The organism is Rhizobium sp. USDA 4016, from assembly GCF_056279705.1.
Window position 1 is genome coordinate 3848409 of sequence record NZ_JBWCCY010000004.1, and the last position, 21520, is coordinate 3869928.

At 58.7% G+C, this 21520-nt stretch carries 21 protein-coding genes and 3 pseudogenes; 7 read left to right on the plus strand and 17 right to left on the minus strand.

Annotation, left to right across the window (positions count from 1 at the left end; all coding sequences use genetic code 11):
- Positions 1 to 252: 252 nt before the first annotated feature.
- From ACZ9DP_RS34890 to ACZ9DP_RS34900, 3 genes and pseudogenes are all read right to left on the minus strand, one after another.
- Entirely contained in the window at positions 253 to 1800 is a 1548-nt protein-coding gene (locus ACZ9DP_RS34890; protein WP_476205110.1) for a DHA2 family efflux MFS transporter permease subunit, read from the minus strand.
- Positions 1784 to 2003: pseudogene (locus ACZ9DP_RS34895) on the minus strand (isoprenylcysteine carboxylmethyltransferase family protein); the annotation flags it as partial. The pseudogene ACZ9DP_RS34895 and the gene ACZ9DP_RS34890, both read right to left, overlap by 17 nt.
- Positions 2004 to 2039: 36 nt before the next feature.
- Positions 2040 to 2432: a DUF2147 domain-containing protein gene (locus tag ACZ9DP_RS34900; protein WP_194728619.1), complete on the minus strand. Its 393-nt coding sequence runs from the start codon at positions 2430 to 2432 to the stop codon at positions 2040 to 2042.
- Between the two features lie 369 nt (positions 2433 to 2801).
- Here ACZ9DP_RS34900 and ACZ9DP_RS34905 point away from each other — a divergent pair, with 369 nt between their 5' ends.
- Entirely contained in the window at positions 2802 to 3008 is a 207-nt protein-coding gene (locus ACZ9DP_RS34905; RefSeq protein ID WP_039843519.1) for a hypothetical protein, read from the plus strand.
- Between the two features lie 80 nt (positions 3009 to 3088).
- On the opposite strand, the gene ACZ9DP_RS34910 is transcribed toward ACZ9DP_RS34905, so the two are convergent.
- Together ACZ9DP_RS34910 and ACZ9DP_RS34915 are read right to left on the minus strand one after the other, a co-directional pair.
- Positions 3089 to 3445 carry a helix-turn-helix domain-containing protein gene (locus ACZ9DP_RS34910; protein WP_022713250.1) on the minus strand — a complete coding sequence of 119 codons (357 nt, stop codon included), beginning with the start codon at positions 3443 to 3445 and terminating at the stop codon, positions 3089 to 3091.
- A gap of 103 nt (positions 3446 to 3548) precedes the next feature.
- The gene (locus ACZ9DP_RS34915) at positions 3549 to 4592 is read right to left on the minus strand and encodes a SagB/ThcOx family dehydrogenase (RefSeq protein ID WP_476205112.1); all 1044 of its coding nucleotides are present in this window, start codon (positions 4590 to 4592) and stop codon (positions 3549 to 3551) included.
- Between the two features lie 402 nt (positions 4593 to 4994).
- On the opposite strand from ACZ9DP_RS34915, the gene ACZ9DP_RS34920 reads away from it, so the two are divergent.
- A complete protein-coding gene (locus ACZ9DP_RS34920) occupies positions 4995 to 5213 on the plus strand; it encodes a hypothetical protein (RefSeq protein ID WP_074066226.1) in 219 nt (72 codons plus the stop codon).
- On the opposite strand, the gene ACZ9DP_RS34925 is transcribed toward ACZ9DP_RS34920, so the two are convergent.
- Together ACZ9DP_RS34925 and ACZ9DP_RS34930 are read right to left on the minus strand one after the other, a co-directional pair.
- A complete protein-coding gene (locus tag ACZ9DP_RS34925) occupies positions 5210 to 6013 on the minus strand; it encodes a helix-turn-helix domain-containing protein (RefSeq protein WP_074066225.1) in 804 nt (267 codons plus the stop codon). The two genes, ACZ9DP_RS34920 and ACZ9DP_RS34925, sit on opposite strands and share 4 nt — an antisense overlap.
- A gap of 165 nt (positions 6014 to 6178) precedes the next feature.
- Entirely contained in the window at positions 6179 to 6415 is a 237-nt protein-coding gene (locus ACZ9DP_RS34930; protein WP_476205113.1) for a DUF2798 domain-containing protein, read from the minus strand.
- Between the two features lie 218 nt (positions 6416 to 6633).
- Between ACZ9DP_RS34930 and ACZ9DP_RS34935 the strand changes: the two genes are divergently transcribed.
- Positions 6634 to 7422: a YdcF family protein gene (locus ACZ9DP_RS34935; RefSeq protein WP_194728615.1), complete on the plus strand. Its 789-nt coding sequence runs from the start codon at positions 6634 to 6636 to the stop codon at positions 7420 to 7422.
- A gap of 4 nt (positions 7423 to 7426) precedes the next feature.
- On the opposite strand, the gene ACZ9DP_RS34940 is transcribed toward ACZ9DP_RS34935, so the two are convergent.
- On the minus strand, positions 7427 to 7894 hold the full coding sequence (locus ACZ9DP_RS34940; protein ID WP_194728614.1) for a hypothetical protein: 468 nt from the start codon (positions 7892 to 7894) through the stop codon (positions 7427 to 7429).
- A 118-nt stretch (positions 7895 to 8012) separates the two neighbouring features.
- Here ACZ9DP_RS34940 and ACZ9DP_RS34945 point away from each other — a divergent pair, with 118 nt between their 5' ends.
- A complete protein-coding gene (locus ACZ9DP_RS34945; RefSeq protein WP_022713243.1) occupies positions 8013 to 8648 on the plus strand; it encodes a trimeric intracellular cation channel family protein in 636 nt (211 codons plus the stop codon).
- Positions 8649 to 8651: 3 nt separating this feature from the next.
- Here the strand turns inward: ACZ9DP_RS34945 and irrA are convergent, their stop codons facing one another.
- The gene (gene irrA / locus ACZ9DP_RS34950; protein WP_074066221.1) at positions 8652 to 9068 is read right to left on the minus strand and encodes an iron response transcriptional regulator IrrA; all 417 of its coding nucleotides are present in this window, start codon (positions 9066 to 9068) and stop codon (positions 8652 to 8654) included.
- A 298-nt stretch (positions 9069 to 9366) separates the two neighbouring features.
- Here irrA and fabA point away from each other — a divergent pair, with 298 nt between their 5' ends.
- Genes fabA through fabI form a run of 3 tightly spaced genes read left to right on the plus strand, consistent with a single transcriptional unit; the run spans position 9367 to position 11976 of the window.
- On the plus strand, positions 9367 to 9882 hold the full coding sequence (gene fabA, locus ACZ9DP_RS34955; RefSeq protein WP_027510463.1) for a 3-hydroxyacyl-[acyl-carrier-protein] dehydratase FabA: 516 nt from the start codon (positions 9367 to 9369) through the stop codon (positions 9880 to 9882).
- A 59-nt stretch (positions 9883 to 9941) separates the two neighbouring features.
- Positions 9942 to 11165: a beta-ketoacyl-ACP synthase I gene (gene fabB / locus ACZ9DP_RS34960; protein WP_476205115.1), complete on the plus strand. Its 1224-nt coding sequence runs from the start codon at positions 9942 to 9944 to the stop codon at positions 11163 to 11165.
- A 4-nt stretch (positions 11166 to 11169) separates the two neighbouring features.
- Positions 11170 to 11976 carry an enoyl-ACP reductase FabI gene (gene fabI / locus ACZ9DP_RS34965; RefSeq protein ID WP_476205116.1) on the plus strand — a complete coding sequence of 269 codons (807 nt, stop codon included), beginning with the start codon at positions 11170 to 11172 and terminating at the stop codon, positions 11974 to 11976.
- A gap of 119 nt (positions 11977 to 12095) precedes the next feature.
- Here fabI and ACZ9DP_RS34970 read toward each other — a convergent pair.
- The 8 genes and pseudogenes from ACZ9DP_RS34970 to infB form a co-directional block, all read right to left on the minus strand.
- A pseudogene (locus ACZ9DP_RS34970) lies at positions 12096 to 12354 on the minus strand (nucleotidyltransferase); the annotation flags it as partial.
- Between the two features lie 19 nt (positions 12355 to 12373).
- Positions 12374 to 13390 (minus strand): class I SAM-dependent methyltransferase, encoded by a 1017-nt coding sequence (locus ACZ9DP_RS34975; RefSeq protein WP_476205118.1) that lies wholly within the window; start codon positions 13388 to 13390, stop codon positions 12374 to 12376.
- A 73-nt stretch (positions 13391 to 13463) separates the two neighbouring features.
- On the minus strand, positions 13464 to 15605 hold the full coding sequence (pnp, locus tag ACZ9DP_RS34980; protein WP_074066216.1) for a polyribonucleotide nucleotidyltransferase: 2142 nt from the start codon (positions 15603 to 15605) through the stop codon (positions 13464 to 13466).
- A 338-nt stretch (positions 15606 to 15943) separates the two neighbouring features.
- Complete coding sequence (rpsO, locus tag ACZ9DP_RS34985) at positions 15944 to 16213, minus strand: 30S ribosomal protein S15 (RefSeq protein ID WP_026283114.1); 270 nt, start codon at positions 16211 to 16213, stop codon at positions 15944 to 15946.
- 156 nt (positions 16214 to 16369) lie between these two features.
- Positions 16370 to 17220, minus strand: a pseudogene (locus ACZ9DP_RS34990) (alpha/beta fold hydrolase).
- A 126-nt stretch (positions 17221 to 17346) separates the two neighbouring features.
- The gene (truB, locus tag ACZ9DP_RS34995) at positions 17347 to 18279 is read right to left on the minus strand and encodes a tRNA pseudouridine(55) synthase TruB (RefSeq protein WP_194728610.1); all 933 of its coding nucleotides are present in this window, start codon (positions 18277 to 18279) and stop codon (positions 17347 to 17349) included.
- 12 nt (positions 18280 to 18291) lie between these two features.
- Positions 18292 to 18699, minus strand: a complete 408-nt coding sequence (rbfA, locus tag ACZ9DP_RS35000) for a 30S ribosome-binding factor RbfA (RefSeq protein ID WP_039843506.1) — start codon at positions 18697 to 18699, stop codon at positions 18292 to 18294.
- 75 nt (positions 18700 to 18774) lie between these two features.
- Complete coding sequence (gene infB / locus ACZ9DP_RS35005; RefSeq protein WP_074066214.1) at positions 18775 to 21456, minus strand: translation initiation factor IF-2; 2682 nt, start codon at positions 21454 to 21456, stop codon at positions 18775 to 18777.
- Positions 21457 to 21520: the final 64 nt, after the last annotated feature.

Sequence of the window (21520 nt, forward strand, 5' to 3'; positions counted from 1 at the left end):
GCATCCATGCTGGGTGCAGTCTCGGTTGGTTAGGCAGACGCAGCGACTGACCCTCAGGTCATGATAGTGCTTCCCGTTCTGGAAGAACTCCTTCAGGCGCCCGCTTACGACAAAGCGCAAATCAGGATCGGCGGGTGCGTATCTGCGATCGAAAACCTTGTGGATGCAGCACGAAGTAGAAGCTCATTGCTGGCCTCGTGCTCACCGCCGGCTCCATGGGCTCTGATGTGCGCGCATCACGCGGGACCTCGGTCACGACTGCGTCGGCAAAACAGGCTTTGCAAAAGGGAGGCATATGACAGCGCATGCCGTGATGATTGCGACCATCATCCACGCTTCGTTGAGCGCTTGGACGGTTGCCGCGGTCTGAACAAGGGGGTTCAATATTGCTGTCGTGTCCGCATCAAAAGCGCCAGTGTGGCCGGCAACGATCTGGGCCGGCGCGCCGATGAATTCGGCAGCCTCCAAATTCCCTGCCTGCAAGCGATCCCAGAGCTTTTGTCCAAGCGGCTCCGAGCGGGTATATAGTATGGTATCGATGAGCGCGATCCCAATTGCGCCGCCAAGGTTTCGCATCAAATTGAACAGACCACTTGCATCTGGAACACGCTCGGGCGGCAGCGTGCCGAGCGCCAGACGGGTCGGCGGCAGAAGGCAAAACATGATGGAGACGCCTCTTATGATCTGTGACCAGAACATTGCGTCATAATCTGAGCGAGGGTTTTGCGAAGCACTCATACCGATGCCGATTGCAAAGAGCGCGAAGCCGACCGCGGACAGCAGGCGGGGGTCCATTCGCTTTTCGAGCGCAACAGCAATTGGCGCTGTACATAATTGCGCGATGCCGGTTACGAGCATTGTCATACCGATTTCGAATGCGTTATGTCCTCTGACAAAGGCCAGAAACACAGGCATCAGATAGACAGAACCGAATAGACCGAAGCCGAGGATGAAGCTTAGCGTCGAGCCCACCATAAAGTTTCGATCTTGGAAATTATGAAGCTCTACCAACGGCCGGGCCCGGTGGAGCGATCGCCATATGAATGCCAATGCTGATAGGGCTGAGACGGCGAACAGGCCACTGTCATATGCTGACATCCAGCCGCTCGTGGGCGCTTCCTTCAATCCAAGCTCCAGCGTAATCAGAGCGACGGCCATCGTGACCAATCCTACCCCGTCAAGCCCGCGAAGTTCCCAGACGTCGACGCGCTCTTGAGGGAGCGATCGCATTGCAACAAGAGCGGCAAGAATTCCAGGAATGATATTGATCAAGAAAAGCCAATGCCAGGAGTAGGTCTCTGTCAGCCAGCCACCGACAATCGGCCCGACAGTCGGAGCGAGGACGGCAAGAACGCCGGCAATGGTCGTGGCAAGGGCTTGGCGCTCGTTTGGAAACAGAATGAACACCGCCGAGAAGACAGAGGGTATCAGCGTTCCGCCTGAAAAGCCCTGCAGAACCCGCCAGGCGACGAGTTCACGGAAGCCGCTGCTGATCGCACACCCCGCCGACGCGATCACGAACAGGACCAGCGACGTCACGAACAGCCATCGCATGGTGAGAAAACGCGTCAGGAACCCGGTTAACGGGATGGCGACTACCTCGGCAATCAGATAGACGGTCTGAATCCAGCTCATCTGCTCGGGATCGATGTCGAGAGCAGCCTGGATCGTTGGCAACGACGTCGCCACAACTTGCACATCCAAGATCGCCATAAACATGCCGATGCACATGGCGAAGAAACCGATCCAAATGACGCTCTGGCGGCGATCGGAAAGATCAGAATCAAGCCGGTTCGGCATGGGACAATCCTGCAAGTGCGGCATTCTCGGCCTTGACGCGAATAGTCACAATGATTGCATTGGCGATGGAAAACAGAAGTGCATAAAGTGGCAAAACCGAGTGGGAGTGCCGCGATCTCGCCCATCACGACAACATAGTTCGGATAGCGCAAGAAGCGATACGGGCCCTTGGAAACAATCGTTCCGCCCAGCGCCACAATGATGCTCGGAAAACAAAACGGTCTGATGATAGCGCTATCTCAGTTCAGGCGGGTCCAAATCTGGGTCTTGCACAATACGCTCGTCGCGCAGCCCCGGAGTTTGAGGCTGTTTCCCGATACGGTGAGCCTGCCGCTATAGGTTGTTTTGGTCCGGGGATCTGTGAGCCGGCCGGTATATGTATCCGCCCTGCCTGAAAAGAAACCGATCTGCTGTCCCGCATATCGCCCGCTCTTTGCCACAATGCAATAATTCGCTCCGCAATGGTCGATCACCGACGTCTCGCCGTTTTCCGTCTTCCAGGTTCCCACCACTGTATCGGCACCACTCGCGACGCTGGCTATCAATATGAAGATTGTTACAAAAACAGTCCTGATCGTCACTTGGAAACTCCCATTGCGATCTCTGCTGATATGTAACGGCAATAGCGTCATCGAGTTCCTCGGACTTCTGATAGGCTATAGTGCAAAATGTCAGTGCTCTCACCGTCGCGACTGAGCGTGATTTTTGATCGGATGATCCCCAAGCTGGCCGTGATCGAAGCACGCGCGCCGCTTTGGAGCCTAATTTTGGAGCGGCCGATAGACAGTAAACCGCCACCCGGCACATGGCGGCATGTCTCAAAACCACACGAGTCCAGAACCGCTCCGTAGAGCCGGCCATTTCTGTTCCAATTTGAAACAGAGAAAGCCGGCAATACGTCCTGCGTTAACGCAGGCTGCGGATGCCGCTTGCAACCTGCTGAAATGCCATCACTACTACCCGCATAATTCTGGGGAACAAACCAATTGAAGGTCACTTCCATGACGGCAGCAGCCTCCTTGTCCTTTCAGCCGGATGACGTCGACGTCCTTGCCGGCGCGCTTTATACTTGGTGTGCCGAGCGCAACATCAAGCTCCGCAGCCAGCAGGGCCTTTCGATCGCCAGCATCGCGATCGACCTTTATCACGCCGGGCATCACACGCAGGACGACTTGCTTGTCGCGCTGCACGAGCGCGAACTTCATTAGAATCCCGAAACAAAAAGAAACCCGCCTGCGGCGGGCATAAGGTACCGGGATACTCTTTTGCTATCGCCGGAATCGGAGCGTCAGGCAGCCTTTTCCGCGCTCATCAGCGTCAGAATGGTTTTGACCGCTTCCTTGCCCGCGGGCGAGTGAAGCCTGTCATAATTGACAGCCAGTTCATAAGCCTCGGGGCTTAGCGCAACTTTTGACGGGAATTGCGACGTTTCCGCGCCTTCAAAGAGTGCGGAGATCTCAACGCCAAGAAAGACCGCGATCTGGTGCAACTTGCTGGCGGAGACCCGGTTGGTGCCTTTTTCGTATTTCTGAATTTGCTGGAACGTCAAACCAAGAGCTTCCCCCAGCTCCAGTTGCGAGACACGGCGGCGGGCGCGGAGCTGTCTGACATTGCGACCGACGAGGATATCTACGGGATCAGGCACCTAGCATTCCCTCATATATTAACGAATTGCTAACGATACTATGCCGGTTCTTGAGCAGAACTCAACCCGATAGTTGCAAAATTCAACCGACTTTTTTTGGGCTTTACGCTACGTCAGGGAAACCAAGCGTCAGTGCGTAGATCGGCGCATGAGCAGGATTGCGCAGACCAACCAATTCGCCTATCCGCGTATGGCTTAGAGCCGCGGTTGGGCAAGCCGTCATGCCGTGCGCCGTGGCCGAAAGCATGATGTTTTGCCCAATGTGCCCGGCCTCGATCAAAACCACGCGGTAGGCGTTGGCATCGCTATATTTCCACATGCTGCGGTCCATATGGGCAACGAGTACGATCATGCAGGGCATGGTATCCGCCCACTCCTGGCCGCCCACCAGATCGCCGAAAGAGGGCGAAGCGTCCGATATCTTTGCCAGCGAATGCTCGAAGGCCGAATAGTGATAGATTCCTGGCGCCAGCCCGTCGACCGCCTTCACAAAAACATAGGCTTCATAAGGGTTGCGTGCGCCGCCCGACGGTGTCATCGACAGCGGCAGCGTCACCACCGAATTTCGTGCAGTGCCTGTAATCCCGAGGCCTGCGAAAAGCGCTTCGGAGAGCGCGTGCAATGACACGGCTTTCGTAAGGCCCTTGCGTTGAGTCCGCCGCCTCGCCATCAGCTCCAGCAAGGAATTTCCGGAGGGTTCGGCGGATAGCGAAATGATATCGCCTTGCTCCGAATTGAGGCTGTAGAGCTCGATCTCGCCATCGCTTGCGAGCGCAGCGCGCTGCAGATCTTCGGCCTCATTAAGGGACATGTAATCGGGGTCCTGAACGCAAAAATGCATCAGGGCGGCGGGCACGCCCCACTTCCAATGCTGACGGAAGGCCTCCTCCCGCATCTCAAGTTCGGATCCTTCGACGACAAGTGCGGACATCTCGACAAGCGCCACAAGCGTTTCATCGAGTTCGTCCTCACTATGGCCGGGCGCTTGATCGCGGATCGCGGCGCGATCACTCCACTCGGCAATAGCGCGCAAAAAATCCAGAAGGTCCGGACTGCACTCGAAGACAGCCTTGGTGAGGAAATTACAGGCTACGAACTCGGCACCATCACTATGGAAGACGAGCGTGCGGGAGGAACGATAGCGCATCGCAGAAAAATGCCCGCCGCAACTCATTCGCCCGGCAGGCATCTCATCGCTTAATCGATGCGGAACATCATGCCGCGGCTGACAAAAGTCGGCTTAGCCTTGGCTGCGGTAACCTTAAGGTTCGGCTTGCTCTTCTTCTGCATGCTCCATCTCCTCGGTTCGAAAGCAATCGGTGTTGATCGCAGCCCGAACAATGAGGCGCCAACTGAAAATATTCGATTAATTCGCAAATATTAGTTTGATACATCACAGTGGCGTATTGCTTCAATTTAAGTCAAAATCCGGGAATTTCTGAATTAAAATCGTTATTTTTGTGTTTATACAGAAATATCTAGCCGAAAAACGTGAATTATGCCAATCATAATGCGCGAATGAACTCGACAAGACGCCGGAGAAAGCACGATGGCCCATAAAAAGACTGCACAAGCCGAACAAACGCTGAATTTGGATGATGGGGTCGGCGACTATACGATCGACATGCTGAACACGCTGATCGCGCAAAGCCGCAGCGCCCGGCAGCCGATGCTGACCTACCTCTTGTCTATGGCGCTGATCGAGGCGCACCGCGTCAACGTCGATCACGCGCCCGCGACCCATGAAGCCGGGCTGTCGCTCAACTAACCGAGATCGCGTGTGACCGAAGAGATGAAATCGGCACGCTGCTGGGTAATCATGTCCCGTACGATCCGCGGAACGGCCTCATCGGCCGTTCGGTAGACTTTCGCGAGGCGCAGCGCCGTTCTGAGGTTTATCTTCGTGCTCAGCGGCACCATCACAACGGCGCTGAAGGACGGTCCAGCGGGCGTAAAAATCATGGCGTGCCCTCCAAGCAGCTTCTCGGAGAATGGCAGCCACCGAAGGCGCATCAGCGTCGGCTCTTGTGTACCAATCTGATTGGCTGCGACGAAGGAAAGGCAATTGAGCCGCTCGACGACGATGCCTTTGTGATCGCCGGTGAAGCGGGACCAATATTCGCCCTTCTTGATCGCTCGATTGGTAAGACGCCGGAAAGTCGTGGCGCTTCCCTGCTTGGCAATAACAACAACGGCACAAAGTAGGCTCTCCGGCGTACCAGGGATCGTCATGTAAGCATGATAAATGCCGGGTGCGATACCGGCGGAAGGATCGGCAAAGAGGAGCGGTTCCAGGGCATCCCTCGCCGCAGACAAGATGCGTTGCGCCGATGGACGGCCGTGGTCCAAATCGACCGCAACCGGCCGCTGGTACATCTCTTCCTCGGTCACACCGAGATATTCACAGATCCTCTTTACAGAGGCCCGGCCCGGTGCGCGCCGTGCCTGAAGATAGGATTCAATCTGCGAGCGGCCGATTTGCATACCGCGCGCCGCAGCGCTGATGCTGCCTGCCTTGGCAAGGCAGAGGCGCCGCAGATTTTCGGCGAAATTCTCAAGTGCAGACATGTCCGCGATGGCTTCCAGGAGATGAGTCGGCCTCAAACTAGCGGCTCAAAAGACGGAACACAAACGGGTGGCAAGACAAATCCGGGGATGATCCGATTGAGCCTGATCTGCGCGGCGGCGATACACAGTGCAGGCAGGCCATGTGCTCTGCCGGTATTTTTTTCGTTATGATTCAACGATGAATGAAGCGATGCGCCGGACAGCCGGCGTGACCCGCAACAGCACCGGAAAAGCGGCGACCCAAGACAGCACCCATGCGGATGGCCACATGGCAAAAGCAAGCGGGCCAACGCCCTGCATGGCGACGATACTGATGGCGGAGACGACGCCTGTCATCAGCATCGACAAGATAAACGGCACGGCAATCGTGTTATTGCGTGTGGAGAGTTTGCCATAGGGCATTGAATTTCTCCGTAAGATATCGGCCGAACCAATGCGAATGCCCAGGTGGCGGATTGCGCGTTGATTGACGTAAACGCTTACGGAGCTTTGCTTGAAGCAACGGTGTTCCTATGCCGAAAGCCCCATCCCAATACAAGCTTTTGATCGTGCCACGCGTCCGTCATTCCCGTCACAATCGAATCGGATAAGATGCCGCTGGTTTTGACATGGGGGTATCATTGTTTCTGTTCTCGAAGTTAGTCTGGGTCTTCGGCCAGCCGCTATCGCTGGTGTTCTTCCTAATTCTCTTCGCATTCCTTGCCGTCGTTCTCCGCTTCAGGAGCCTCGCCGTATTTTTCTCGGCGCTCGGCACACTGCTGCTCTTCGTCATCCTTTTCACCACAACAGGCAATTACCTCCTCCAGGATCTGGAATTGCGGTTTCCAAAGCCGGACCGTGATCCGGATAATTTGCAATGCATGATCGTTCTCGGCGGCGCGTTTGAAAATGAAGTGAATACGACCAGCCACGGAATCGAGTTCAATGCAGGCGCGGACCGTTTTATCGAAGCGCTACGGCTGGCGCAGCGATATCCGCAATCGCGTATTCTGATTTCCGGCGGGGATGGCTCGATGTCTGGAAAATATGAAGGCGATGCGGCCGCCTCGGCGCGCTTCTTTCCGCTTTTCGGGATTGCGCGTGAACGGCTTGTCGAAGACAGAACATCCCGCACGACCTTCGAAAATGCGATTAATACCAAGGAACTGCTTGCAAGCCAGGGACTTTCGAACTGCCTGATGATCACATCCGGCTATCACATGCCGCGTTCGGTCGGCATTTTCCGCAAGCAGGGCATCGATGTCGTGCCGTGGCCGACGGATTTCCGGACGGATGGTCATGTAGCGCTGGGCATCGACTTCACGCAGCCGAGCCTCAATGCCCTGAACATGGCGACCGCCGTGCGCGAATGGTTCGGTCTCGTCGGCTATTACTTTGCTGGTCGAACGTCCGAGCTCTATCCAGCCTGAAGCATTATTTCTTTGAAATGGTGACAAACTTCGTGCCGCGAACACGCGCCGTTACGATGCAGGGACCGCCATCGGTGCGATCGCAGAAGCGCGGATGCATCTTCATGGCCAGCACCATATTGCCAAAGCGCTTGATGAAATCGTAGCCGTAAATCTGCGCCGTCGCGATCATGAAATAGCCGCCCTCGGCCACCTGCAGGTAGAAATTATAGGTGCAGCCATCGTCGTTGCACTGCGGCCCCTTCTTTCCGTCGCAGGTCAATTCGCCCTCATTGACCACGGCGTCGATAAGGCCGTCATTGTTGATGTCCTGGCGCGTGATGTAAGCGTCGGAAAATTCGGCCTTCGTGCATTGCTCGGTGAAATGCTTCTTCTCGTAGATTTCCGGGTCCGAGATCAGCGATTGCTGCGCAGAGGCCGACTGAGCCACAAGGAGGGCTATGAAGTTCAGGACGATGAGAAGCGCTTTCACGGCTTTCCTCTTTTGTCGGATGGACACTGACAGGCGCCCATTCTGGACGATCCGCCTTGCGCCGCCCTTGCCGCCGTGATTCAGTTCAGTATCGTCTGCCGGCTCTGGGGGCCAATCAATGTCTCTGCTCGTCTATCTCGATTATGCTGGCATCGCACTCTTTGCCGCGACGGGTGCACTCGCCGCCTCGCGCAAGCAGCTCGACCTCATCGGCTTCCTTTTCTTCGCGATGGTAACAGGCACCGGCGGCGGCACGGTGCGCGATATCGTGCTTGGCCGCGTGCCGGTATTCTGGGTGCTGAACCCAGCCTATATCGTCATCTGCTGTCTGGTAGGCATCGTGGTTTTCTTCACCGCCCATCTCGTGGAGTCGCGTTACCGGCTGCTGATCTGGCTCGATGCGGTGGGCCTCGCCGCCTATTGCGTCATGGGTGCGGCCAAGGGACTTGCCGCGACAGGCTCGCCGACGATCGCGATCGTGACGGGGACACTGACGGCAACCTTCGGGGGCGTGTTGCGCGATCTGATGGCTAACGAGCCTTCCGTGCTCCTGAGACCCGAAATCTACATCACTGCGGCACTCTTCGGTGCGGGCATCTTTACTGGTGCAACTGAACTCGGCCTGCCGCTTTATGGCGCATCCGCCCTTGGCGTTGTCGCAGCCTTCGCCGTACGCGGCGGCGCATTGTGGTTCGGATGGACGTTCCCGACCTACAGGCATAAGCCCGGTCGCCACCCTGACGATGTCATGTGAAATTCAGCGCTTCGGGCGCAGGCGGATTACAACGTCGACATGGGCGATTTCCATGCCCTGCGGCGGCTCCGGTAGATTGCCGATCGTCAAGTTGCTGACCGGAATATCCAGCACTTCATTATCGCCTTCGACAAAGAAGTGATGATGATCGGAGACGTTGGTGTCAAAATAGGTCTTGGCGCTCTCGACGGCGAGAACACGGATCATGCCGGCTTCGGTAAACTGGTGCAGCGTGTTGTAGACGGTCGCCAGAGAAACCGGGACGCCGGCGGTAACTGCTTCCTCGTGCAGTTCCTCGACAGTCAGATGCCGGTCGCCTTTCGCAAAAAGCAGATCGCCGAGCGCAACGCGTTGACGCGTCGGTCGCAGGCCTGCGCTGCGCAGTCTGGCTTCGATTGCGATCGGGGCTGCAGCCGCCATAAGGGAAGAACTCCGGTTATTCTAGCGTCAATCAATCAGGTTTCCTAAGCCATATATCTTTTGCGCGGAAGCCTTTCAATAGTTCCAATGGGGACAATGGCCCTCGAAACGCCGGAAAATCGGGCTTTTGACGCAATTGGGTCTGGCCGGGGCCTTGGCCTTCCTGTATGCGACCACCAAATAAGGCGACAAGTCAGTTCAAGGGCGGGGTAGAACTAGCCATGGTTATGCTTCATTTTCCTTGGAACTTGGACTAAACACTCACTCCATTGGCACGTGCGGGGGAAACAGAATTTTGATGACAACGAAACAATCCAGCTTCACCTATGAGGAAATCCTGACCTGCGGCCGCGGCGAAATGTTCGGCCCGGGTAATGCGCAGCTGCCGCTGCCGCCGATGCTGATGTTCAATCGCATTACGCAGATTTCCGAAGACGGTGGACCGCATGGCAAGGGTTTCATTCGCGCCGAATTCGACATCACGCCGGACCTCTGGTTCTTCCCCTGTCACTTCATGGGCGATCCCGTGATGCCGGGCTGCCTCGGCCTTGACGCCATGTGGCAGCTGACCGGCTTCTTCCTTGGCTGGCTGGGCGAGCCTGGCAAGGGCCGTGCAATCTCTACCGGCGAGGTGAAGTTCACCGGCATGGTGACGCCGAAGACGAAGCTTGTCGAATACGGCATCGACTTCAAGCGCGTCATGCGCGGCCGTCTCGTTCTCGGCATCGCCGATGGCTGGATGAAGGCCGACGGTGAGGTCATCTACAAGGCTACCGATCTGCGCGTCGGCCTTTTCCAGGAAAAGGCCGCCTGACTCTACCGGGCGAAACGGCCCGGTATTCCAAGATAGAAAAAACGAAAAGGTCGAAACACATGAGACGGGTAGTTGTCACGGGTCTGGGCGTTGTTTCCTCGATCGGCAAAGATGCCGCTGAGGTCACGGCCTCGCTGCGCGATGCCAAGTCCGGCATTTCCTTCTCCAACGATTTTGCCGAGCATGGCTTCAAGTGCCAGGTCTGGGGTCGTCCCAGCCTCGATCCGACCGATCTGGTCGATCGCCGCGCAATGCGCTTCCTATCGCAAGGCGGCGCCTGGAACCATGTGGCCATGAAGCAGGCGATTGCCGATTCCGGTCTCGAAGAATCCGTGGTCAGCGGCAACGAACGCACCGGCATCATCATGGGCTCCGGCGGTCCGTCCACCCGCACGCTGATCGAAGCTGCCGAGATCACCATCAAAAACAACAGCCCGAAGCGCATCGGCCCGTTTGCCGTGCCGAAGGCAATGTCGTCCACGGCATCGGCGACACTTGCAACCTGGTTCAAGATTCACGGCGTCAACTACTCGATCTCGTCGGCCTGCTCGACTTCTGCGCACTGCATCGGCAATGCCGCAGAAATGATCCAGTGGGGCAAGCAGGACGTGATGTTCGCCGGCGGTCACGAAGACCTCGACTGGACCATGTCCAATCTCTTCGACGCCATGGGCGCGATGTCTTCCAAGTACAACGACACACCGGAAATGGCTTCGCGCGCCTACGACGTCAACCGTGACGGCTTCGTCATCGCTGGCGGTGCCGGCGTTCTCGTTCTTGAAGAGTTGGAGCGTGCCAAGGCACGCGGTGCGAAGATCTACGCCGAGATCGTCGGCTACGGCGCGACCTCCGACGGTTACGACATGGTCGCTCCTTCCGGCGAAGGCGCCGTGCGCTGCATGCGTCAGGCACTCTCGACGGTGAAGGGTGATATCGATTACATCAATACGCACGGCACCTCTACGCCGGTGGGCGACAGCAAGGAAATCGGCGCGATCCGGGAGGTCTTCGGCGACAAGATGCCTCACATCCAGTCGACCAAGTCGCTGACGGGTCACTCGCTGGGTGCAGCCGGCGTCCAGGAGTCGATCTATTCGATCCTGATGATGCAGGAAGGCTTCATCGGCGAAAGCGCCCACATCAAGGAACTCGATCCTGAATTCGATGGAGTGCCTATCGTCCGCAAGCGCATCGACAACGCCAAGATCGACATCGCCCTCTCCAACTCCTTTGGCTTCGGCGGCACCAACGCGACGCTCGTTTTCCAGCGCTACAACGGATAAGAACATGACCGCAATCATGCAGGGTAAGCGCGGGCTCATCATGGGCGTCGCCAACAACCATTCTATCGCCTGGGGTATATCAAGGGCGCTTGCAGCCCAAGGTGCCGAGCTTGCCTTTACCTATCAGGGAGAGGCGCTTGGCAAGCGGGTGAAACCGCTCGCAGCGGAAGTCGGCTCGGATTTCGTCGTACCCTGCGACGTCGAAGACATTGCCTCAGTCGACGGCGTTGTCGGTGCAGTCGAGGAGCGTTGGGGCAAACTGGATTTCATCGTCCATGCCATCGGCTTTTCCGACAAGAACGAGCTGAAGGGTCTCTACGCGGATACGACGCGCGAAAACTTCACCCGAACGATGGTCATCTCCTGCTTTTCCTTTACGGAGATCGCCAGGCGCTGCGCACCTCTGATGGCCGAGGGCGGTTCGATGCTGACGCTGACTTATAACGGTTCCACACGCGTCATCCCGAACTACAACGTCATGGGGGTCGCAAAGGCTGCTCTGGAGGCCTCCGTGCGCTATCTCGCCGCCGACTACGGTCCGCGCGGCATCCGCGTTAACGCCATCTCCGCAGGCCCGATCCGTACGCTGGCCGGCGCCGGCATTTCGGATGCCCGTGCAATCCTCTCCTGGAACCAGCGGAATGCTCCCCTCCGCAAGTCGGTCAGCATCGATCAGGTCGGCAATTCCGCCCTCTACCTGCTCTCCGACCTGTCCGCAGGCGTGACCGGCGAAATCCATTTTGTGGACGCCGGCTACAACATAACCTCGATGCCGACGCTGGATACGCTGCGCAAGGCAGATGTAGAGTAAGCGAGGCAGATTGGTCGCCGGCGACGCCTGTTGCTCCAGGCGGCAGGACACCGGTTTTCTATCAGCGAAACGGCCGCAGCGGGTATCTGCTCTGTTACTGGACAGAGTTCGGAAAGCCGTCAGTTGTCACCGCTTTCCCTCTCCAATTCCGAAAGGCGCTGCTTACAAATCGCCGCGACAATCTGGTGCAAAGGGTTCGGTCCGCTCAAGGAGCCAGCCAAGCGTTTCTTCGGTCGAAGTGCTTCGGGTAGCGCCCCTTCACATGGGCTTCGTTGAAGATATACCAGGCTGTATAGCGGTGCTCATCGCGCGGCCAGGCGTCAATCAGCGGGCGGTCCTGTTCTTCTCCAGTCCCCGGAGGAAATTCAGGTTGTGGGATGCGGACTGGCCGTCTTTCTTATTTCTTCGCCCACAGCACTTTGAAGCGTGCGTTTCGGCAGGTTTCGCCGCTTTCCTTGAAATTTGCAGCAAGCACCGGCTCGTAGGGCAAACCGCGATTGGCGACGAGCATGAGACGGCCGCCACCGCGTAGCGCCGATGCAGCCGTCTTTATCATTGCTTGGCCGAGCGAAGGCTCCGCCGCGTGTCCTTCATGAAAGGGCGGGTTCATGACGATCAGATCGTACTTGTCCTTGACCGGTTCGGCCGCCAGATCGTGCCAGAAGAAGCGTGCCGGTGCGTTCGGGCAGTTCTCTGCCAGATTGGCCTTGGCGGCCTCCAAAGCCGCGTGGTTGGCCTCGTAGAGGTCGAGGCGCTCGAGGTTCGGCGATTTCTCCGCAAGCTCGACTGAGAGATAGCCCCAGCCTGCGCCGAAATCGGCCGCGTCGCCGGTGAAATTTGTCGGAAGGCGCGAGGCGAGCAACTCCGAGCCGTCATCGATGCGGTCATGCGAGAACATGCCGGCTGAAGCATTGAAGCGTCCGTCGACGCGCACCGGTGGCTTGGCGAATTTCGAAACAGCTTCGCTGACGTCCTTCGGCCGCGTAAACCAGAATGCAACACCGTGATATTTCGGCATGTGCTTGATATCGAGGCCGAAGCCTTCCAGATGCTTGCGCAGCGGCTGGATGCCGTCTTCCTTGCCACCGGCAACGACGATCAGGCCACCGGCCCTCAAGCGGGAAAGTGCTGCAGCGATATTCGCTTCGTTCTCGCCTTTGTGCTTCGTGCAGAGCACGAGCGCCACATCATAATCTTCGCCCTCGATCTCAGGCGATGCTTCGATACGCTGCGACAGAAGCTGCCTGTAGAGCGGCCGGAAGCCCTGTACGGCGCTGAGGGACGCGGCAAAGCCCTCCGGCAGCACAAAGCCTGCTTCGGCACCCAGGAACAGCACGCGCGAACCCTCGCGCGGCGGATCAATGGTACCGCTCGCAAAGGGATGGAGCAGGGTCTTCAGCGTTTCGCGGCTCATGATCTCTTCTCGACTTCATACAAAAAGGGCGCGAGAAAAATCCCGCGCCCATGAACGGTTGGAAAGGCGCGGCTTACTCAGCCGCCTCCTCCTTCTTCTTTTCGGCAGCCGGGAGTTCCTGGCCAGTCGTCTGGTCGACGACCTTCATCGACAGGCGGACCTTGCCGCGCTCATCGAAGCCGAGGAGCTTGACCCAGACCTTTTGGCCTTCCTTGACGACGTCCTGCGTCTTGGCAACGCGCTCGGAAGCCAGCTGCGAAATATGGACGAGACCATCACGGGCGCCGAAGAAATTGACGAAAGCGCCGAAGTCAGCGGTCTTGACGACCGTGCCTTCGTAGATCTGGCCAATCTCCGGCTCGGCGACGATCGAATGGATCCACTTGCGGGCCGCTTCGATTTCCTTGCCGGAAGACGATGCGATCTTGACGGTGCCGTCGTCTTCGATGTTGATCTTCGCGCCCGTCTTTTCGACGATTTCGCGAATGACCTTGCCGCCGGAGCCAATGACTTCGCGGATCTTGTCGACTGGGATGTTCATGACTTCGATGCGCGGAGCGAATTCGCCGAGCTGGCCGCGGCTTTCGGAAATGGCCTTCGCCATCTCGCCGAGGATGTGCAGACGGCCACCCTTCGCCTGATCCAAAGCGATCTGCATGATCTCTTCGGTGATGCCGTGGATCTTGATGTCCATCTGCAGCGAGGTGATGCCTGCTTCCGTGCCGGCAACCTTGAAGTCCATGTCGCCGAGATGGTCTTCATCGCCGAGGATGTCGGAAAGAACGGCGAAGCGCTCTTCCTCCTTGATCAGGCCCATGGCGATCCCGGCGACCGGCTTTGCGAGCGGAACGCCTGCATCCATCAGCGCCAGCGACGTACCGCAGACGGTTGCCATCGAGGAGGAACCATTGGACTCGGTGATTTCCGAGACGACGCGGAGCGTATAGGGGAACTGCTCAACCGACGGCAGCATCGGGTGGATGGCGCGCCATGCAAGCTTGCCGTGGCCGATCTCGCGGCGGCCCGGGGAACCCATGCGGCCCGTTTCACCGACCGAGTAGGGCGGGAAGTTGTAGTGCAGCATGAAGTTTTCCTTGTACATACCCGTCAAGGAATCGACGTACTGCTCGTCTTCGCCGGTGCCGAGCGTGGCAACGACGATCGCCTGCGTTTCACCGCGGGTGAACAGAGCCGAACCGTGCGTGCGCGGCAGCAGGCCGACTTCAGCGACGATCGGGCGAACAGTCGCGAGATCGCGGCCGTCGATGCGGCTCTTGGTGTCGAGAATGTTCCAGCGAACGATCTTTGCCTGCAGGTGCTTGAAAATCGCGCCGACTTCTTCGGCCGTATATTCGGCTTCGCCTTCTTCCGGCAGGAAGTGCTCCTTTACCTTCGCCTTGACTGCATCGACAGCGGCGTAGCGATCAGCCTTCTGGGTGATCTTGTAGGCTTCGCGAAGTTCGGCTTCTGCAAGGCCAAGCATTTCGTTTTCGAGAGTCGAATAGTCTTCCGGTGCAAAATCGCGAGGCTCCTTGGCGGCAACTTCAGCGAGCTTGATGATCGCTTCGAGAACCGGCTGGAAGCCCTTGTGGCCGAACATGACGGCGCCGAGCATGACGTCTTCCGGAAGCTCTTTGGCTTCAGATTCGACCATCAGAACCGCGTCATGCGTGCCGGCGACGACGAGGTCGAGGCTCGATTCGTCCATCTCGTCGAGATGCGGGTTCAGGACGTATTCACCATTGATATATCCGACGCGCGCGCCGCCGACCGGACCCATAAAGGGAACGCCGGAGAGCGTCAGGGCGGCCGAGGTTGCGATCATCGATAGGATGTCCGGGTTGTTCTCCAGGTCATGCTGGACGACAGTCACGACGACCTGCGTGTCGTTCTTGTAGCCTTCCGGGAAGAGCGGACGGATTGGGCGGTCGATCAGGCGGGAAACGAGGGTTTCGTTTTCGCTCGGACGGCCTTCGCGCTTGAAATAGCCGCCGGGGATCTTGCCGGCCGCGTAGGTCTTTTCCTGGTAGTTGACGGTGAGCGGAAAGAAGTCCTGGCCTGGCTTCGGCGCCTTGGCGGAAACGACGGTGGCGAGAACCACGGTTTCGCCGTAAGTCGCGAGAACGGCACCATCAGCCTGACGGGCGATCTTGCCAGTTTCGAGCTTCAGCGGGCGGCCAGCCCACTCGATTTCCACGGTATGGGTATCGAACATATGTCTTGTCCTTCGATGCGGGAGCGCGCGCCGTCGCGGAAAGCGCAGCGCACAGTCGACCGCAATTGGTGTGACGTATCATGGGCAAGACAACGGGAGGCTTTTCATCCCCAGCTTCCTGAGAAACCGGACCAAAGCCCTCCTTGAAAGACTTTGGCCGAAAGCATCCGGCAATCCTGCCCCATGACAGGTCAACGGTTGGTTTGGCAGAACCGGCCCATCCGGGTCCACCGTATTTCCTCCACGCGAAGATAGGGCGCGGCGGCAGAATTTCATGGGGCCATCGGCCACTCAAAAGCATCCGGCGGGCGTCCATAAGGAACGCCCGCCGGAAATCATTAGCGGCGGATACCCAGGCTGGTGATCAGCTTGGTGTAGCGGCCTTCGTTCTTCTTCTTGAGATAGTCAAGAAGCGAGCGGCGGCTCGAAACCATCGTCAGCAGGCCACGGCGGGAATGGTTATCCTTCTTGTGACCCTTGAAGTGTTCCGTCAGGTTGTTGATACGCTCGGTCAGGATCGCAACCTGAACTTCCGGAGAACCGGTGTCGCCTTCGAACGTTGCGTATTCCTTAATGAGAGCCGTCTTGCGCTCAGCTGTAATCGACATCGGATGTTCCTTTCTATGAGAGGAGATTAGGTCGCCAAAAGCCGGGATGTCGTCCAGCTTCGGCCGCGAATGCACTCAGGTCCTGCCTGATGCTGGCGCTGCCTATAACCCAAATGAGCCTCGATGGAAAGGGGCCTGCACCAGATGGCGGATTTATCACTTGCCCGCCATCGCGTCACGGATCATCGCATCGTACCCTTCGGGATCCTGCAGCATTGCAAAATGGCTGGCATCCTTCAGAATGACGAGCTTTGCACCGGGGATCTCCTTCGCCATCCTTTCGGTGTGATCGAGCTTGATCGCTTCGTCGTGATCGCCGATTGCCAGGGTGACGGGCACGGTAATCTTGCCGAGGTCGGCAGCAGTCCAGGCGGGCTCACTCATCCACATCGCCGAAATCTGGTTGACGAATGCGTCATATTCGTTCGGTGTCGGCGAGAGCTTCTTGTAGGCCTCGCCCGCGGACTTGATTTAGTCGCTGAACGTTTTGTTCGTCATCACGTCCGGCTTTACGCCCTCCGTCGTCACATTGGCAGCCTGCGCGATGAGACGCGTCAACTTCTCGGGATGCTTCATCGCCATGTCGATGCCGATGATGCCTCCATCCGACCAGCCGACAAGCGTGACCTTGTCGAGCTTCAGATAATCGAGCAGTGCGACATAATCGGAGGTCATGAGATCATAGCCGAAAGGCTGCCCGCTGCGCGTCGAGCGTCCGTGCCCGCGGCTGTCGGCGACTATCACAAGATGGTCTTTGGCAAATCCTCGACCTGACGGCCCCAGACATCGGCACTGCCGAGGCCCCCATGGATGAACAAGATCGGGTCGCCCGCACCGTACTCGGCGTAATACATCTTGATGTCGTTTACTGGCGCCATGCCGCTCGTCTTCGCCGGCGACATGGGAGGGAAGGCGGGCAACTCCGCCCAGCGCTCGGCCGACTGGGCGCTTGCGGCCGCGAGAACGGCCGAAAAGAACATCGCGACTGCGACCGCAACTGCGCGCATGACCTGCTCCTCAAGCTGGGCGGCCTTCATAGCCGCAAGGAGGAGAAACATAGCTCAAGGGGGATGATTGACAATTACCATCCGTAACTCCGGCGCGGTCGCGTTCCCGGAAAGACGCATTGCGACTCAAACGAAGACGCGCTTCGGGCGGAACTCTCCCTGACCGATCTCGCCGATCGCGATGAGCTTTCCGCGTGCCGTCGCATAGGCTTCGCTTTCGGCAACCGGCGCATCACGGCCACGCACCAAGATGGGATTGCCCATCCTCAGGCGATGTGCCTGATCGTCGTTGACGGCAAGGTGTGGCAGTGAGGACAAGGCTTCGCTGGTATCGATCAGCAGGGCGTCGAGCGCGGCAAGACGCTCGTCCATGTCTTCAAGTTTCTCAAGCGCGACGAGGCTTGCGAGCGCCACCATGCTGTCTTCGCCAAAAGGTGCCACGAAGGTCCGGCGTAGCCCGGAAATATGGCCGTAGCAGCCGAGCTCGCGGCCGAAATCGCGAGCCAGGGCGCGTACATACGTGCCCTTGCCGCACTCGACTTCGAAATGCGCGGTATTCTCATCCAGGCAGGCAAGCAGCGTCAGGCGGAAAATCTCGACTTCACGGGAAGGAATCTCGACCGTCTCGCCGTCGCGCGCCAGGTCATATGCGCGCTCGCCGGCGATCTTGATCGCGGAAAACTGCGGCGGCACCTGGCTGATGACACCGGTGTATTTCGGAAGAAGATTGCGGATCTGCTCCTCTGTCGGGCGCTTGTTGGAACTCCGAGTCACCTCGCCTTCGAGGTCGTCGGTTGCGCGCTCCTCCCCCCAGGTCACTTTGAATTCGTAAATCTTGCGGCCGTCCATGACATAGGGAACAGTCTTCGTCGCATCGCCCAGCGCAATCGGCAGCATTCCAGACGCCAGCGGGTCGAGGGTGCCGGCATGACCGCATTTCTGCGCCTTGAAGAGCCACTTGATCTTGGAGACCGCCTCCGTCGAACCGAAATCAACGGGCTTGTCGAGGATCAGCCAGCCGGAAACCGGGCGGCCTTTGGGTTTGCGTGGTTTGGACATTCGCTTCTTCTGCTATTGTTCTTCAGTGTCGCCGTCGAGGTCGCGCTGGACTTCGGGCGAGCGCAGCAATTCGTCGATCTTCTTATAGTTGTCGAAGCTCGTATCGTCGCGGAAACGGACCTCCGGCATGTATTTCATCTGCCGAAGCTGCGGGCCGAGACGGCCGCGGATGTATTTTGCGTTGCGGTTCAGCGCATCGATGACTGCGCCGTGATCGGAAATGCCAAGCGGCGTCACGTAGGCTGTCGCGATCTTCAGGTCCGGAGACATGCGGACTTCAGAGATCGAAATGACGGTCTTTTCGATCACGTCATCGCGCACTTCACCACGCTGGAGAACCTGCGTGATCGCGGCACGCACTTGTTCGCCGACGCGCAGCATGCGTTGCGAAGGTGCCGAGGATGTGGGTTTTGTTGCCATTATTCTCTGCCCAAAAAGGTTCGGGCGCCGGCCTCTGATGATCCGGCGCCCGTCGAAAATACCAGTCTCGCGCCGTCAGAGCGTGCGGGTGATGTGCTCGACGCGGAAGCATTCGATCGTGTCGCCCGCGCGGATGTCTTCGTAATTCTCGAAGGCCATACCGCATTCCTGGCCGGAATGCACTTCCGAGACTTCATCCTTGAAGCGCTTGAGTGTCTTGAGCTTGCCTTCGTGGATGACGACGTTGTCGCGGATGAGGCGGACGCCGACGCCACGCTCGACCTTGCCTTCGGTAACGCGGCAACCCGCGACCTTTCCGACCTTCGTGATGTTGAACACCTCGAGGATCTCGGCATTGCCGAGGAAGGTTTCGCGCCGCTCCGGAGAGAGCAAGCCGGACATCGCTGCCTTAACGTCATCCACGAGATCGTAGATGATGTTGTAGTAACGGATTTCTATGCCCTGACGCTCGGCGAGCGTACGCGCCTGCGCATTCGCACGAACGTTGAAGCCGATGATTGCAGCACCGGATGCTTCCGCAAGGGAGATATCCGACTCGGTGATGCCACCAGCCGCAGAATGCACGATACGAGCGCGGACTTCGTCCGTTCCCAGCTTGTCGAGCGCACCGGCGATTGCCTCGATCGAGCCCTGCACGTCGCCCTTGACGACCAGCGGGAACTCCTTGACGCCAGCCGTCTGAAGCTGGCTCATCATCTGTTCCAACGAGCCGCGCTGGCCCGAATGGCGGGCAGCAGCCTTGTCGCGGGCAAGCCGCTGACGGTACTCGGAAATCTCGCGGGCGCGAGCTTCGTTTTCGACAACGGCGAACTTGTCGCCCGCCTGCGGCGTGCCTGAGAGACCCAGAACCTCAACCGGAGTGGCCGGCCCCGCTTCCTTGACATGGTTGCCCTTGTCATCGACGAGGGCACGCACGCGGCCCCAGACATCACCAGCGACGATAATCTGGCCGGGGCGCAGCGTACCCTTCTGAACGAGGACCGTAGCAACGGAACCGCGACCGCGATCAAGCTGAGCTTCGATGACTGTGCCTTCCGCGGTGCGGTCCGGGTTGGCCTTCAGATCTAGGATTTCCGACTGCAGCAGGATCGCCTCAAGCAGCTTGTCGAGGTTGGTGCCGTTCTTCGCCGAAACCTCGACGTCGAGAACCTCACCGCCCATGGACTCGACGAAGACCTCGTGCTGCAGAAGTTCGGTGCGGACCTTCTGGGCATTGGCCGTCGGCTTGTCGATCTTGTTGATCGCAACGATGATCGGAACGCCTGCCGCCTTGGCATGGTTGATCGATTCGATCGTCTGCGGCATCACGCTATCGTCGGCAGCGACGACGAGAACGGCAATATCAGTCGCCTGCGCACCGCGTGCACGCATTGCCGTGAAGGCGGCGTGGCCGGGGGTGTCGATGAAGGTGATCTTCTGACCGTTCTGTTCCACCTGATAAGCGCCGATATGCTGCGTAATGCCGCCGGCTTCACCGGCAACCACGTTCGCATGGCGGATGGCGTCGAGCAGCGAGGTTTTGCCGTGGTCGACGTGACCCATGATGGTGACGACCGGCGGACGCGAGACCTGTTCGCCGCCTTCATCCGTCACATTGAAGATGCCGAGTTCGACGTCGGATTCAGAAACACGCTTGACGGTATGACCGAATTCACCAGCGATGAGTTCTGCCAGATCGGCGTCGATGACGTCGCCTGGCTTCATCATCTGGCCTTCCTTCATCAGGAACTTGATGACGTCGACGGCGCGTTCGGACATGCGCTGCGACAGTTCCTGAATGGTGATGGTTTCCGGCAGAATGACTTCGCGGGAAATCTTCTCGCGCGTTTCCTGCATCTGGCTGCGGCGGAACTTCTCCTGGCGACGACGCATAGCGGAAAGCGAACGGCCGCGCGCATTGCCGTCGTCATCGACATTTGCCGTCGTGATCGTCAGCTTGCCGCGGCGGCGCTCCTCTTCGGTCTTCGGACGCGTCGTCACCGGCTTTGCCGGTTCCGGACGAACGACCCTACCACGGGCAGGAGCCCCACGAGGAGATCCGCGCTCTTCCTCCTCACCTTCCGGACGGCGGCCACGGACTGCGGGTGCAACCCCAGCTGGAGCCGGACGTGCAGAAGTAGGCGCCGACGTCTCGGGACGGCGCACGGCCGGCGCCGGGCGCGGAGCCTCAGCCTGGACCTCAACTGCTTCGGGCGCAGGAGCCTCCTCGACCGGCGCAGAAGGACGGGCGGCCTCTTCGGCTGCACGTCGGGCTGCTTCGGCTGCTTCCGCTTCGCGGCGGGCGGCGTCTTCGGCTGCACGGCGCTTTTCTTCTTCAGCCCGGCGGACTGCATCTTCTGCATCACGGACCTGGGCCAGCGCTAGCGCGCGCCGTCTGGCGTCCATTTCCTCAGGCGAAAGATGGTTCAGGACAACCGGACGCGGGCGGTCCTGCTGGCGAGGAGCCTGCGAAGCCGGTTGCTGCGGGCGCGGAGGCTGGCCGCCCGGCTGTTGGATGCGAGGTGCAGGCGCCTGCGTTGCCGCCGGAGCGGGTTCTGCCGCGCGGGGCGCTGGAGCCGGCGTGGTCGGGCGATCGTCTTCGGGGCGCATCGGGCGCCGCTTGCGCGTCTCGACAACGACCGCCTTGGTGCGGCCACGGCCCATATCCTGGCGCACGGTGCCCTGGCTTATCCCCGATGGCTTCAGGGTAAGCGTCTTCTTTGCTCCAAGCGTCTTGTCGTCATTGCTATCTGTCATTCGTTCCCGTTCCTTCGGACAGGGAGCGATGACGTCATCAAACCCTATCGTTCAAATACTTTTC

Coding starts and splice junctions, on each gene's coding strand:
- ACZ9DP_RS34890 (WP_476205110.1), bottom strand. CDS start 1,800: ATGCCGAACCGGCTTGATTCTGATCTTTCCGATCGCCGCCAGAGCGTC.
- ACZ9DP_RS34900 (WP_194728619.1), bottom strand. CDS start 2,432: ATGACGCTATTGCCGTTACATATCAGCAGAGATCGCAATGGGAGTTTC.
- ACZ9DP_RS34905 (WP_039843519.1), top strand. CDS start 2,802: ATGACGGCAGCAGCCTCCTTGTCCTTTCAGCCGGATGACGTCGACGTC.
- ACZ9DP_RS34915 (WP_476205112.1), bottom strand. CDS start 4,592: ATGCGCTATCGTTCCTCCCGCACGCTCGTCTTCCATAGTGATGGTGCC.
- ACZ9DP_RS34920 (WP_074066226.1), top strand. CDS start 4,995: ATGGCCCATAAAAAGACTGCACAAGCCGAACAAACGCTGAATTTGGAT.
- ACZ9DP_RS34925 (WP_074066225.1), bottom strand. CDS start 6,013: ATGTCTGCACTTGAGAATTTCGCCGAAAATCTGCGGCGCCTCTGCCTT.
- ACZ9DP_RS34930 (WP_476205113.1), bottom strand. CDS start 6,415: ATGCCCTATGGCAAACTCTCCACACGCAATAACACGATTGCCGTGCCG.
- ACZ9DP_RS34945 (WP_022713243.1), top strand. CDS start 8,013: ATGTCTCTGCTCGTCTATCTCGATTATGCTGGCATCGCACTCTTTGCC.
- irrA (WP_074066221.1), bottom strand. CDS start 9,068: ATGGCGGCTGCAGCCCCGATCGCAATCGAAGCCAGACTGCGCAGCGCA.
- fabA (WP_027510463.1), top strand. CDS start 9,367: ATGACAACGAAACAATCCAGCTTCACCTATGAGGAAATCCTGACCTGC.
- fabB (WP_476205115.1), top strand. CDS start 9,942: ATGAGACGGGTAGTTGTCACGGGTCTGGGCGTTGTTTCCTCGATCGGC.
- fabI (WP_476205116.1), top strand. CDS start 11,170: ATGACCGCAATCATGCAGGGTAAGCGCGGGCTCATCATGGGCGTCGCC.
- ACZ9DP_RS34975 (WP_476205118.1), bottom strand. CDS start 13,390: ATGAGCCGCGAAACGCTGAAGACCCTGCTCCATCCCTTTGCGAGCGGT.
- pnp (WP_074066216.1), bottom strand. CDS start 15,605: ATGTTCGATACCCATACCGTGGAAATCGAGTGGGCTGGCCGCCCGCTG.
- rpsO (WP_026283114.1), bottom strand. CDS start 16,213: ATGTCGATTACAGCTGAGCGCAAGACGGCTCTCATTAAGGAATACGCA.
- truB (WP_194728610.1), bottom strand. CDS start 18,279: ATGTCCAAACCACGCAAACCCAAAGGCCGCCCGGTTTCCGGCTGGCTG.
- rbfA (WP_039843506.1), bottom strand. CDS start 18,699: ATGGCAACAAAACCCACATCCTCGGCACCTTCGCAACGCATGCTGCGC.
- infB (WP_074066214.1), bottom strand. CDS start 21,456: ATGACAGATAGCAATGACGACAAGACGCTTGGAGCAAAGAAGACGCTT.